Source organism: Sphaerisporangium sp. NPDC049457 (genome assembly GCF_055586705.1).
The window spans coordinates 326,764-338,476 of record NZ_JBVJHR010000005.1 but is presented as its reverse complement, the minus strand read 5'-3'; the positions used below and the strand labels follow the sequence as shown (position 1 = coordinate 338,476).

At 71.1% G+C, this 11,713-nt stretch carries 14 protein-coding genes; 3 read left to right on the top strand and 11 right to left on the bottom strand.

Features of this window, described 5'->3' with window-relative positions; genetic code table 11:
* Positions 1-3 precede the first annotated feature (3 nt).
* From ACZ6QO_RS10890 to ACZ6QO_RS10880, 3 genes are all read right to left on the bottom strand, one after another.
* Positions 4-363: an NADH-quinone oxidoreductase subunit A gene (locus ACZ6QO_RS10890; protein ID WP_036325316.1), complete on the bottom strand. Its 360-nt coding sequence runs from the start codon at positions 361-363 to the stop codon at positions 4-6.
* A 92-nt stretch (positions 364-455) separates the two neighbouring features.
* Complete coding sequence (locus ACZ6QO_RS10885) at positions 456-1,730, bottom strand: geranylgeranyl reductase family protein (RefSeq protein WP_465849651.1); 1,275 nt, start codon at positions 1,728-1,730, stop codon at positions 456-458.
* 128 nt (positions 1,731-1,858) lie between these two features.
* Positions 1,859-2,593, bottom strand: coding sequence for a demethylmenaquinone methyltransferase (locus tag ACZ6QO_RS10880; protein ID WP_465849650.1), 735 nt, complete (start codon positions 2,591-2,593; stop codon positions 1,859-1,861).
* Positions 2,594-2,671: 78 nt separating this feature from the next.
* Here ACZ6QO_RS10880 and ACZ6QO_RS10875 point away from each other — a divergent pair, with 78 nt between their 5' ends.
* A complete protein-coding gene (locus tag ACZ6QO_RS10875; protein WP_465849649.1) occupies positions 2,672-3,952 on the top strand; it encodes a delta-60 repeat domain-containing protein in 1,281 nt (426 codons plus the stop codon).
* Here ACZ6QO_RS10875 and ACZ6QO_RS10870 read toward each other — a convergent pair.
* Complete coding sequence (locus ACZ6QO_RS10870) at positions 3,949-4,149, bottom strand: DUF4229 domain-containing protein (RefSeq protein ID WP_465849648.1); 201 nt, start codon at positions 4,147-4,149, stop codon at positions 3,949-3,951. The genes ACZ6QO_RS10875 and ACZ6QO_RS10870 overlap by 4 nt on opposite strands.
* 296 nt (positions 4,150-4,445) lie before the next feature.
* Between ACZ6QO_RS10870 and ACZ6QO_RS10865 the strand changes: the two genes are divergently transcribed.
* The gene (locus ACZ6QO_RS10865) at positions 4,446-4,685 is read left to right on the top strand and encodes a BldC family transcriptional regulator (protein WP_189165217.1); all 240 of its coding nucleotides are present in this window, start codon (positions 4,446-4,448) and stop codon (positions 4,683-4,685) included.
* Between the two features lie 246 nt (positions 4,686-4,931).
* On the opposite strand, the gene ACZ6QO_RS10860 is transcribed toward ACZ6QO_RS10865, so the two are convergent.
* The gene (locus ACZ6QO_RS10860) at positions 4,932-5,180 is read right to left on the bottom strand and encodes a hypothetical protein (RefSeq protein ID WP_465849645.1); all 249 of its coding nucleotides are present in this window, start codon (positions 5,178-5,180) and stop codon (positions 4,932-4,934) included.
* Between the two features lie 10 nt (positions 5,181-5,190).
* Complete coding sequence (locus tag ACZ6QO_RS10855) at positions 5,191-6,198, bottom strand: hypothetical protein (RefSeq protein WP_465849644.1); 1,008 nt, start codon at positions 6,196-6,198, stop codon at positions 5,191-5,193.
* 187 nt (positions 6,199-6,385) lie between these two features.
* Between ACZ6QO_RS10855 and ACZ6QO_RS10850 the strand changes: the two genes are divergently transcribed.
* A complete protein-coding gene (locus ACZ6QO_RS10850; RefSeq protein ID WP_465849642.1) occupies positions 6,386-6,691 on the top strand; it encodes a PLDc N-terminal domain-containing protein in 306 nt (101 codons plus the stop codon).
* Between the two features lie 113 nt (positions 6,692-6,804).
* Here the strand turns inward: ACZ6QO_RS10850 and ccsB are convergent, their stop codons facing one another.
* The 5 genes from ccsB to ACZ6QO_RS10825 form a co-directional block, all read right to left on the bottom strand.
* A complete protein-coding gene (gene ccsB / locus ACZ6QO_RS10845; protein WP_465849641.1) occupies positions 6,805-7,839 on the bottom strand; it encodes a c-type cytochrome biogenesis protein CcsB in 1,035 nt (344 codons plus the stop codon).
* Entirely contained in the window at positions 7,829-9,547 is a 1,719-nt protein-coding gene (gene resB / locus ACZ6QO_RS10840) for a cytochrome c biogenesis protein ResB (protein WP_465849639.1), read from the bottom strand. Before resB ends, ccsB begins: the two co-directional genes overlap by 11 nt.
* The gene (locus ACZ6QO_RS10835) at positions 9,547-10,257 is read right to left on the bottom strand and encodes a cytochrome c biogenesis CcdA family protein (protein ID WP_465849702.1); all 711 of its coding nucleotides are present in this window, start codon (positions 10,255-10,257) and stop codon (positions 9,547-9,549) included. The genes resB and ACZ6QO_RS10835 overlap by 1 nt, the downstream gene beginning before the upstream one ends.
* Positions 10,258-10,320: 63 nt before the next feature.
* Entirely contained in the window at positions 10,321-10,911 is a 591-nt protein-coding gene (locus ACZ6QO_RS10830; protein WP_465849638.1) for a TlpA family protein disulfide reductase, read from the bottom strand.
* Positions 10,912-11,068: 157 nt separating this feature from the next.
* Positions 11,069-11,710, bottom strand: coding sequence for a histidine phosphatase family protein (locus tag ACZ6QO_RS10825; protein WP_465849636.1), 642 nt, complete (start codon positions 11,708-11,710; stop codon positions 11,069-11,071).
* Between the last annotated feature and the right edge of the window lie 3 nt (positions 11,711-11,713).

The window sequence follows — 11,713 nt, the reverse complement described above, 5'->3', positions numbered from 1 at the left end:
CTCTCAGTCCCAGTCCAGGCCGCGGCGACGCCACACGTAGGCGTACGCGACCAGCACGGTGACGATGAACAGCACCATCTCGACCAGCCCGAAGACCCCGAGCTTGTCGAATGCGACCGCCCACGGATAAAGGAAGATGATCTCGATGTCGAACACGATGAAGAGCATCGCCGTGATCATGTACTTCAGGGGGAACCGGCCGCCGCCGACGGGCTGCGGCGTGGGCTCGATGCCACACTCGTAGGCGTCGAGCTTCGCGCGGTTCCAGCGCTTGGGGCCGGTGAAGGGCGCGATTCCCACGGAGAAGACGGCGAAGCCCGCCGCGAGAACCGCGAGCACCAGGATCGGCACGTACAGTTCCATCGCTTATGCGTCCCCTCTGAGCGCTATGGCATTCTTCGATCGGTTGACGAGTCTAGGCAGGGCGATCATCGATCTTCGTTCCGGGTGCTGTGTCATGCCGGTGGCGTGACCTTGGACAGGGCGTTGATGATCCGGTCTGTCGCATCGCCCCGCCGGTCCGTGAGATTAGCAAGGAGTTTCAGAGCGAACCGCATCAGAGTGGGATGTGGCAGACCGTGCCGCGTGAGAAAGCCCATGACGCCCGGCTTGCCGATGGCCTCGACGAACAGCCTTCCCAACGTGTAGTAACCGCCGTAGACGTCTTTGAGCGTCTGGGGGTAGGCACGCAGCACCCGCTCGCGCTGCGCGGGGGTGAGGCCGGACAGCGCCGTGACGATCGTCTCGGCGGCGATGCGGCCGGTCTCCATGGCGTAGGCGATGCCCTCGCCGTTGAACGGGTTGATCATGCCGCCGGCGTCGCCGACCAGCACCAGGCCGCGGGTGTAGTGCGGCTGGCGGTTGAAGGCCATCGGCAGCGCGGCGCCGCGGATCGGCCCGGTCATGCTCTCTTCGGAGAAGCCCCACTCGGAGGGCATGTTCTTGACCCAGCGGCGCAGCAGGTCGCGGTAGTCCAGGTGCTGGAACGCGTCGCTGGTGTTGAGCAGGCCGAGCCCGACGTTGCTGGTGCCGTCGCCGACGCCGAACACCCAGCCGTACCCGGGCAGCAGGCGGGCCTGGCCGTCGTCGTCGGTGTCCCACAGCTCCAGCCACGACTCCAGCCAGTCGTCGTCGTGCCGGGGGCTGGTGAAGTAGGTGCGCACGGCGACGCCCATGGGGCGGTCGTCGCGCCGGTGCAGGCCCATCGCCAGGGACATCCGCGTGGAGTTGCCGTCTGCCGCGACGACCAGGCGCGAACGGTAGGTGACCGGCTCGCCGTCCTTCTTGGCGGTGACGCCGATGATGTGGCCGCCGCGCGGGTCGAGGACGGGCCCGGTGACGTTGACGCCCTGCAGCACGGTGGCGCCGCCGCGCTCGGCGTGCTCGGCGAGGATCTGGTCGAAGTCCATGCGCGTGCGCACCAGGCCGAAGCCGGGGTAGCTCGACAGCTCGGGCCAGGGCAGTTCGAGGCGCAGGCCGCCGCCGATGACGCGCAGCCCCTTGTTCCTGATCCAGCCGGGGGCGTCGATGTCGACGCCCATGTCGATCAGTTCTTTGACCGCGCGGGGAGTGAGGCCGTCCCCGCAGACCTTCTCTCGCGGGAAACGCGTCTTCTCCAGCAGCAGCACGTCCAAGCCGGCCTGCGCGAGGTAGAAGGCCGTGGTCGAACCTGCGGGCCCGGCGCCGACGACGATGACGTCGGCGTCCACCGCGGGGGCTGACTCGCTCACGGGACCTGTCCTGTCGTGGATGTCGAGGGCCTCGGGATCGGGGGCCTTCGTTCCTTTGTGAACAACTTCACAAACTTGTCGGCGGAAGTCTAACCCTTTTTCCCTGCCTGCTGTCAGATGGAGCTTACCTACTCACCCGCGGTCGGCTTAACCGCACGGTGCAAGGCCACGATGCCCAGAGAGAGATTGCGCCACTGGACGCCCCGCCACCCGGACTCGGCGACCAGGCCGGCCAGAGCCCGCTGGTCGGGCCAGGCGCGGATCGACTCGGCCAGATATTCGTAGGAGTCGGGATTGGAGCTCACGGCACGCGCGACCGGCGGCAACAGCTTCATCAGGTACTGCGTGTACACCAGCTCGAACGGCTTGATCGTCGGCCGGGAGAACTCGCACACCACCAGCCGCCCGCCCGGGCGCGTCACCCGGAGCATCTCGCGCAGCGCGCCCACCGTGTCGTTGACGTTGCGCAGGCCGAAGGAGATCGTCACCGCGTCGAAGACGTCGTCGGCGAATGGAAGTTTCAGCGCGTCGCCCCCGACGAACGTGACTCCGCGCACCCCGCCGCCGGACAGGCCCGAGCCGCCGCGCCTGGCCGCGCCCGTGCGGAGCATGCCGAGGGAGAAGTCGCACGCGATGGCCCGCGCGCCGAGGCCGGTGAAGGCGTCGGTCGAGGTGCCGGTGCCGGCCGCGAGGTCGAGCACGAGCTCTCCGGGACCGGCGTCCACCGCGGCGGCCGTGGCCTTGCGCCAGATGCGGTCTTGGCCGAGGGACAGCACGTCGTTGACCAAGTCGTAGCGCCGGGCCGTGCGGTCGAACATCGCCGCCACCTCGTGCGGCTGTTTGTCCAGGGAGGCACGCGTCATGGCGACAAGCTTAGTGGTCTCCCACCCATCCACCCAAAGTAGCCGCCCGATCACCCTACGTCTGCTAGACCTTGGTGGATGTTCGCCCGAATGTCGACCCGCGGGTCGACCGCAATCACGGCCTCACTGCTCGCCGGGGCCCTCGTCCTGCTCCCGGGCTCCCCCGCCTCCGCCGGCGGCGTGGCCCATCCGCGCGTGGTCTCGGCCGACCCCGTGGCCTTCACCCCGCATGTGCTCGACGGCATCGTCAACGCCTTCGCCCTCGTCGGGCGCACCGTGATCGTCGGCGGGTCCTTCGGCCAGGTGCGCGAGCCCGGCGGCTCGTCCCGCCTGCCGAGGAGCAACCTTTTCGCCTTCGACCTGGCCACCGGCCGGGTCGACCGCCGCTTCGCGCCGCGCGTCGACGGCCCGGTGAACGCGCTGGCCGCCGGCCCCGGCGGCACGGTGTACGCGGGCGGCGCGTTCGTCTCGGCCGGCGGCGCGCCGGCACGGGGGCTGGCGCGGCTCAGGGTCGCCGACGGCTCGCCGGTCCCCGGGTTCTCGGCTCCGGTCAGCGGCGGCGACGTCACGAGCCTCGTGCTGCACGGCGGCCGGCTGTACGTCGGCGGCGACTTCACCGGCGTGGGCCGGGTGCTGCGCACCGCTCTGGCCAGGGTCGACCCTGCCACGGGCACGGTCGACCCCTCGTTCACCGTCACCCCAGGAGTTGGCCTCGGTGGCGAGGTGCGGATCTCCGCGATGGCCGCCGCCCGCGACCGGCTCGCGGTGGACGGCTCGTTCACCACCCTGGACGGCCGCCGCCGGCCTCAGGTGGGGCTCATCGACATCGCCGCCGCGCGGCCTTCGGTAACCGACTGGCACACCGAGTCGTACGCCGCCGCGTGTAAAGAGGTGTTCCCTTCTTACGTGCGAGGGCTGGATTTCTCACCTGATGGGCAGTATTTCGTCGTGGTGACGACAGGCGGCGCCAAGGGCCCGCGCAAGCTGTGCGATTCAGCGGCCCGCTTCGAGACCTATTCTCACGGGGACGCCGTCCGGCCCACGTGGGTCAACCACACCGGCGGTGACTCGCTGTACTCGGTGGCGGTCACCGGGGCGGCGGTGTACGTCGGCGGTCATCAGCGCTGGCTGAACAACCCGAAGGGCTCGGACTCGGCGGGGCCGGGGGCCGTGGCGCGGCCCGGCATCGGGGCCGTTCACCCCTCGACCGGCAGGGCGCTCGGCTGGAACCCGACCCGTGACCGGGGCATCGGCGTCAAAGCGTTCCTCGCGCACAAAGGCGGCCTTCTCGTCGGAAGCGACACCACGCACCTCGGACACGAGTACCATGCCCGGGTCGGCATGTTCCCGCTCCCCTAGCCCCTGTGGCCCTTGCTGATCTGCTCACTCACCGCGTCTCGCTGCTTGGACAGCAGCACGTAGCTGGCAATGCCGCTGATCACGAAGCTGATCACGATGAGCCACAGGACGTCGTGGAGGCCGATCAGGTAGAGCACACCCAGGGTGACGGCGAACAGACCCAGCCGTGACGCGGTGTAAACGAGAAACGGACGCACAACGTCGAGGTTACGTCACGTGCCGGTGGGGGCGTCCAACGAGGGCCGCCCCGGCAGGGGGAGCCGATTTCGGGCGCGAGCTATACAGCGCTCACTTCGCATCGGGAGCGAGCACTGCTAGTGTTCCCATCACGGCGCTTATGTAAAGAAACACCCACGAGCGCCCCAAAGAGGCTCTATCATATAACAAACGGGCAGTCAGCTGATAACAACCCGTGATCATTGGATGTAAATCACGGATATATCAGTTTTCGCTCGGCAAACTGGATACCTGTCCGCCCGCTTCAGGACGCGGGATGCGAGGGGGAGAGATTGTGGAGAGTAGCAGCGAGCGCCTGCTGACCCCCGGAGAGGTTGCCGCCCTCTTCCGGGTCGATCCAAAAACGGTGACGCGCTGGGCGGCCGCAGGCCGCATCAGTAGCATCCGTACCCCCGGAGGGCACCGGCGTTTCCGCGAGTCGGAGGTGCACGCTCTCCTGCGTGGCGAGGAAGTCCTCACGGCCGAACGGCCGAGCGGCGACTCACCGCGTGTTTGATGTTCGGGTGAGAGCCTGCCGGCCCTGGCGTCCATCGCAGGGCACGGCGAACTCGGCGCTCACCATGCACCATCGGTGATCCTGCGTGCCCCCCGGAAGCCGCAGGGTCACTGTTCTTTTTTGGGTCGCGCCTTTACCTCTATTTCGGGCCCGATCTCTCCGGCGTTCTCCGTGCGGACGCGCGGAACTCTCGCACGCGGCTCGGCGCGACGCGCCGCCGCCCCTTTTCAACGTTGTAGCCCGCGCTCACCGGTCGGAGCCCGCCTGCGACTGTTTGAAGGCCAGGAACTCCCGCTCCAGATCGTCGTTGTCGTCGCGCCAGCGCCTGCGCCGCTCGGCCTCCTGCTCCTCGGTGATCGACTCGGGCAGCCATCGCGCGTACTCGGGGTCGCTCGGGGCGAGCTCCACATAGGCGTTGCCGATCAGGCGGCCGTCGTCGCTCGTCAGAGTGCGCGGTATCCGCAACGTCCCGTCGGCGAGCCGGATGACGTACATGACGGACCACCTAGATTCCGTAGCGCCGGTTGAAGAACAGCATGACATTGAGCGCCGCGCGCGTGTCCCCGTCCAGCATGTCCACCAGCGCCGGCCGCTGCCGGGAGGCGATGGCGGCGAAGGCGTCGGCGAAGAACTCCTTGCGGCCGAGCCCGCCCGGCTGCTTGTGGAACGCCGACGCGAACAGCGGCGCGCACTCGTCGTACAGGGCGGCGAACTCCGGCGAGTCGGACACCCATTCGCCCGGCGCGGAGTCGATGTCGTCCAGGGCGTGACCGGTCTCGTGCATCATCACGTCGGGCGTCGGCGAGGGACGGTCGCCCACCACGATCTTGCGGTCGCCGTAGGCCCCCGCGCAGACATCCCACGTCGCCTTGCCGGAAGGCAGCGGCGCGCCCCTCAGATAACCCATGTCGTCCAGATCGGGCACCCCGCCCGGCCCGACGTAGATGCCGTCGAGCCCGACCGCCAGGAGCGCCTTCAACCGCTCGGGAAGCCGGGCCAGGCTGTCGACGGCGCGCACGACGTCCGCGGACGGCGGGCCCTCGGCGGCGTCCCACTGGCGGTACAGGATCTGCTCCAGCGGGCCGCAGTGCTTGAGGCCGTCGCCGAGGTCGGGCGTGTCAGGGGAGTTCGGCTGCGCCAGCGGCGGCTCGTCGTCCAGCTCGAAGTCGCGCCAGATGTACTGCGGCCGGTCGACGACCGGGGCGGTGACGGCCCGCCCCGCGTCGGCGTGCGGCCGCTCGCCGCCGAAGAACGAGTCGGCCCTGCTCTCGCGGCGGCCGGCCCTGCGGCCGCCGTCGCGGAGGTCGGCGCGGGTCTCGCGGAACGACTCGGGGCGGCCGCCGTCGCGGTGCTCGGCGCGGCCCTCGCGCGGGGCATCGGCGCGCTCGGCGTCGGGGGTGTCGGCGGCGCCCTCGCGGGGCGTGTCACCGCGGTAGGGGAAGGCGTACGACCCCCGCTGCCGCCAGCGCGGCCCTCTGCGATGGCGCCCCTTGTCGCCGGGGAACGCCGTCAAGGCCGCGCCCAGCGGGCCCGGGCGAACGCGCGCATCGGCACACCTCTCCATCCGCGAAGCGTGGTCACGGTCCACCGTACGACGAGCCCGCCCGCGAGTCATCCGTAATGTCCGACGGAGATGGTTCGGAGGGCCCCGTGATGCCGGGCTGGACACGATCTACCGTCGGATGGCATACCCTGCGGACATGCCTAGCGTGCTTCTCGGCCTGGCGTTGTTAGCCTTCTGGCTCTACTGCCTCTTCGACGTGATCACCACGCCGGAAGGCGACGTGCGGAACCTGCCCAAGCTCCTGTGGGTCCTCATCGTCGTCCTCCTGCCCGACCTCGGCGGCGTGTTGTGGCTGCTCCTCGGCCGCCCGCTCAGCCACCAGGCCGTCCAACGGCAGCGCACGGGCCGCCCAGGCCCCCGCCCTTCCGTGCCCCGAGGCCCCGACGACGACCCCGACTTCCTCCGTGACCTCGACCGTCGCCTCCGCCAAGAGGACGACTGAGCTCCACCTGGACACCCTGAAACGGTGCCGTGGCGCTTCCCGTGCCGGATGTCACAAGCGGCACGGGAGGCCCGCCTAGGGGGCGGACGGCACCGTCAGGGGAGGTTCAGGGGTCAGGGCACCTGCGCGTAGGAATGCAGGCCCGACAGGAAGATGTTCACCCCGACCAGATTGAACAGCAGGCAGCCGAAGGCGACCAGCTGCACGATCACCGCGGCCCTTCCCCGCCAGCCGGCGGTGGCCCTGGCGTGCAGGTAGGCCGCGTAGGCGATCCAGGCGATGAACGACCAGACCTCCTTGGGGTCCCAGCCCCAGTAGCGTCCCCACGCCTTGTCGGCCCACAGGGCGCCCGCGATCACCGCGAACGTCCAGATCGGGAAGGCGATCACGATGGCGCGGTGGGCGACCTGGTCGAGCTCCGCCCGGCCGGGCAGCCGCGAGGGCCCCTCCCCGCGCATGAGATAGAGCACGCCCGCGACGCCGGCGAGGATGAACAGCCCGCTCGCGCAGATCGCCGCGGTGACGTGGATGGCGATCCAGTAGGAGTTCAGCGCGGGCACGACCGGCCCGGCCTGGACGTGCAGGTAGCGGACGGCGAAGCCGAGCCCGAGCGCCGCGGCGAGCGAGACGAAGGCGCCGAGGAAGCGCACCGGCTGGCGCGCCTGCATGACGAGGAACGCCGTCACGGCCGCGAAGCAGATCGCCACCACGAACTCGTACATGTTGCCCCAGGGCCAGCGGCCCACGGCCACGCCCAGGGTGATGATCGCGCCGAGGTGGGCGGCCCAGCCGAGGCCGCTGAGCGCGACCGCGAAGGCGCCCGCGCGCGCCGCCCAGGCCGGCGGCGACCCGCCCGCCGGACGGTCCGCCGCGCCGCCGGGCGCGGCGGCGTCCTCGGAGGCGTCACCCTCGCCCGTGCCGCCGTCCCGCGGGCGGTCGAGCGTCTGGACGGCGCCCCCCGTCCCCGCCCGCACCGTGACGCCGGCCTTCGCGCCCGTCGCGGCGGCGACCGGACGGCCGGCGCCGCGGGCCCGGCCGAAGCCGAGGTCGAGCGCGTACCCGATCATGGCGAACACGTACAGCAGGACGGTCGCCAGGATCAGCTGGTCGCTGAGCGTGGCGAGCCCCGCGTTGACGTCAGTGGGCATCCTTGACTCCTTGCGGCGAGGCGGCCTGAGCGGCCTCGGCTCCTTGCGACGGCGCGGCGCGGCCGCCCTCCGCTTCCTGCGGCGAGGCTTGCTGCGATGAGGCTTCCTGCGGTGAGGCGGCCTGCCCCGTTCCAGGGCCCTGTGACGGCTCGGACCGGTCGGCCGGCGCTCCCTGCAGGGCCGTGACGATCTGCGCGAACTCCTCGGCGAACCCGGCGTCGCCGCCCTCGGTGCGGGTCAGCCCGCCGACGTCCACCGTGCGGGCCCCCTCGCCGGTCTCGGCCACCCGCACCCACACGCGGCGGCGGCGGACGGTCAGCGACAGGACCAGCCCCAGCACGGCCAGGGCCGCCGCGAGCAGCGCCGGCAGCCGGCCGGGGTCGTAGGCCATCTGCAGGCTGATCCATTCGCGCACGCCGCTGAGCTGGATCGAACCGGCGCCCTCGGGCAGCGTGAGGGTCTCTCCGACGGCGAGCGGCTTGGTCTTCAGCCCCATGACCAGGGGCTTGAGATTCTTGGTGTCGAGCTGGTACACCGACTGCGGCCGCCCGGAGTCCATGCCGAGGTCGCCGGAGAACGCGAACACCTGCGCCGTTGGGTTCGCCGCGCCCGGGAAGATCGACACGTACGTGCCGTCCTGGGCCGGCACGGTCGTCGGCAGGAAGCGCACCAGGAAGCCGAGCTGCCGCGGCTGGGCGTCCGGCACCTTGATCACGCACTCGGAGGTGTAGGTCGCCTGGTCGGCGGTCAGGCACGGCACCGGGCCCTCGAAGGCGACCTGCCCCTTGCCGTCGAGCACCTTGAACACCGGGGCGTACCCGTGGCCGAGCAGGTAGGTCTGGGTGCCGTTGACCTCCAGCGGCTCGTTGACCCGCAGGTCGTAGGGCCGCTCGGGCGCTCCTGGGCGGTCCGACACCGAGAGCCGCGCCGAGTAGTCCAGCGGCTGGCCGCGGCGCTCGCCCGCGGCGACGTAGGTTGCCTGGAAGTCGCGCAGCGTGAAGGAGAACGGCTCCAGGGAGTCGGCCGTGACCCGCTGGCCGGGGATGTACCTGTCGTAGGCCGAGACGGTGTTGGCGAAGCCGTTGCCCTCGACCAGCAGCACGTTGCCGCGGTAGCCGTACAGGCCGCCGGCGCCGACCGCGAGCAGCAGGGCGAGCAGCGCGATGTGGAACAGCAGGTTGCCGGTCTCGCGCAGGTAGCCCTTCTCGGCGGCCACCCAGCCCGGCCCTGAGACGGTGCGGAAGCGCCTGGCCCGCAGCGCCTTCGCCGCGGACTCCACGGTGACCCCTGCGGCCTCGAAACTGGCGTGCTGCGGCAGCCGGGAGAGGTTGCGCGGCGCCGCCGGAGGCTTGCGCCGCAGTTCGCGCAGGTGGCTCGCCGCCCTGGGGATCACGCAGCCGGCGAGGGAGACGAACAGCAGCAGGTATGTCGCCGCGAACCACGGCGAGGTGAACACGTCGAACAGCCACAGCCGGTCGAGCCACGCCGCCGCGCCGGGACTGTCCTTGAAGTACCGCGCGACCTGGTCGGGGCTGATCGAGCGCTGCGGGTAGATCGACCCGGGCACCGAGGCGAGCGCGAACAGGAACAGCAGGATCAGCGCCGTGCGCATCGAGGTGAGCAGGCGCCAGGCCCAGCGCAGCCATCCCACCGGCCCGAGCCCGGCCGGGCGCGCCCGCCCGGCCTCGGTCTGTTCGGTCGTCGTCATCAGATCACCGGCTCGAACGCGCCCACCCAGCCCTGCAGGCCGGCGATGAACTGGCCCCATAGGCCGGAGACCAGCAGCACGCCGACGACCACCAGCATGGCGCCGCCGACGCGGGTGATGAGCCGCGAATGGCGGCGTATCGACTTGAACGTCTGGATGGCCTTGCGGTAGGCGAGGGCCGCCACGACGAAGGGGACGCCCAGGCCGAGGGCGTAGGCGAAGGCGAGCAGGGCGCCGCGCGCCGCGCTGGCCTGGTCGAGGGAGAGGGTGAGCACGGCCGACAGCGTGGGGCCGATGCACGGCGTCCAGCCGAGGCCGAAGACGACGCCGAGCAGCGGCGCGCCCGCGACGCCCGCGGCGGGGAAGCGGTGGATGCGCACGTCCCGCTGCAGCCCCGGCACCAGGCCGAGGAAGGCCAGGCCGAGCACGATCGTCAGCGCGCCCAGCACACGGGTGATCACCTCGGCGTTGCCGAGCAGAAGCGCGCCGAGGCCGCCGAACAGCGCGCCGCCGGCCACGAAGACCAGGGAGAAGCCGAGGACGAACAGGGCGCTGCCGGCGACCATGCGCCCGCGCCCGGGGTCGCTGCCGCTCATGCCGGTGACGTAGGACAGGTAGCCGGGCACCAGGGGCAGCACGCACGGGGACAGGAACGACACCAGGCCGGCGGCCAGCGCCACCGGCACGGCGAGCAGCAGCGAGCCGGCCATGACCGTGTTCGCGAAGCCGCTCACGGCGCACCCCGACGGCCGGGGCGCGCGCCGGTGCGGCGGCTACTTCTCATCGCTGACCTTGGTGACCACGCTCAGCAGGTCGGAGTGGCGCACCTCTCCGAGCGCCCTGGCCGCGACCCGGCCCTGCCGGTCGAGCACGAGCGTGGAGGGGATCGCCGCGGGGTTGACCATGCCGCGGAAGGCCAGCGCCACCTTGCCCGGCTGGTCGTACAGGCTGGGGTACCCCGGCTGCTGGGTGCGCTGGAAGGCCAGCGCCTGGGCCTTGTCGTCTTTTGCGTCCACACCGAGGAACCGCACGCCGAGGCCCTTGGTCCTGGCCGCGATGTCCTTGAGGATGGGGGCCTCTCCGCGGCAGGGTCCGCACCAGGAGGCCCAGAAGTTGAGCACCACGACCTCGCCCCGGTGCGCGGCCAGAGAGACGTCTTCGCCTTCCAGCGTCCGCCCCTCGATCGGCGGGGCCGCCTGCCGCTCGGCGGCGGGCACCACGCGCATGCTGCCGTCGCCGGCGACGAACCGGGTGTCGCCGGACTGCGGCTGGGATGATCCCTGGCTGCCGGCGCATCCCGCCAGAGCCGCCATGACCAGCAGCGCGGCGACGACGGCACGTGACCTCAGGGACACGGTGGACACGGAGCAGGGTCTCCTTGTACTACAACTGGTAGAGCTTCAAACCCTACCCAGCACCCCGCCCACCCTCGAAATCGGGTCACGGGACCCGCCACACCGACCGGCGCCCCAGCGCGACGCAGTGCGGCGCTGGGGCCGGCGGATGTTCGTGGGCGGCGCGCTAACGCCGCTTGGCCGGGCCGGGCGACCCGTCCGACCTGACGAGCGAACCCGCCGGCTCGCTGTAGCCCACGCTCGCCAGCCGGTCGCCCTCGAAGGTGAAGCTGGTCAGGCTCGCCAGCGCGCACTGGCGGCGGCGCGGGTCGTGCCACAGCCTGCGGCCCTCGGCGGCCAGCCGGATCACCCAGATCGGCAGCTGGTGGCTGACCAGCACCACCTCGTGGCCCCTGGCCCCGGCGCGGGCGGCGTCGATCGCCGCCCGCATGCGCCGGACGATCTCGATGTAGGGCTCGCCCCAGGACGGCCGCGCCGGGTTCCACATGTGGCGCAGGTTGCGGGGAGCGCGGAACATGCCGCCGATGACATGGCCCTGGAAGATGTTGTCGGCCTCGATCAGCCGCTCGTCGGTCTCGATGGGGAGATCGAGCGTCTGCGCGATGGGGGCGGCCGTCTCTTGCGCGCGCTCGAGCGGTGAGCTGTGGAGCGCGACTATGTCGCGGCCCGCGAGCGCCTTGGCCACCAGCTCCGCCATGGAGCGGCCGTTGTCGGAAAGGTGGTATCCGGGCAGCCTGCCGTAGAGCAGGCCCTGTGGATTGTGCACCTCTCCGTGCCGGAGCAGGTGAACAACGGTGCTTTCAGTCATGAC

Coding starts and splice junctions, on each gene's coding strand:
- ACZ6QO_RS10890 (WP_036325316.1), bottom strand. CDS start 363: ATGGAACTGTACGTGCCGATCCTGGTGCTCGCGGTTCTCGCGGCGGGC.
- ACZ6QO_RS10880 (WP_465849650.1), bottom strand. CDS start 2,593: ATGACGCGTGCCTCCCTGGACAAACAGCCGCACGAGGTGGCGGCGATG.
- ACZ6QO_RS10875 (WP_465849649.1), top strand. CDS start 2,672: ATGTTCGCCCGAATGTCGACCCGCGGGTCGACCGCAATCACGGCCTCA.
- ACZ6QO_RS10865 (WP_189165217.1), top strand. CDS start 4,446: ATGCGAGGGGGAGAGATTGTGGAGAGTAGCAGCGAGCGCCTGCTGACC.
- ACZ6QO_RS10860 (WP_465849645.1), bottom strand. CDS start 5,180: ATGTACGTCATCCGGCTCGCCGACGGGACGTTGCGGATACCGCGCACT.
- ACZ6QO_RS10850 (WP_465849642.1), top strand. CDS start 6,386: ATGCCTAGCGTGCTTCTCGGCCTGGCGTTGTTAGCCTTCTGGCTCTAC.
- ccsB (WP_465849641.1), bottom strand. CDS start 7,839: ATGCCCACTGACGTCAACGCGGGGCTCGCCACGCTCAGCGACCAGCTG.
- resB (WP_465849639.1), bottom strand. CDS start 9,547: ATGACGACGACCGAACAGACCGAGGCCGGGCGGGCGCGCCCGGCCGGG.
- ACZ6QO_RS10835 (WP_465849702.1), bottom strand. CDS start 10,257: ATGGCCGGCTCGCTGCTGCTCGCCGTGCCGGTGGCGCTGGCCGCCGGC.
- ACZ6QO_RS10825 (WP_465849636.1), bottom strand. CDS start 11,710: ATGACTGAAAGCACCGTTGTTCACCTGCTCCGGCACGGAGAGGTGCAC.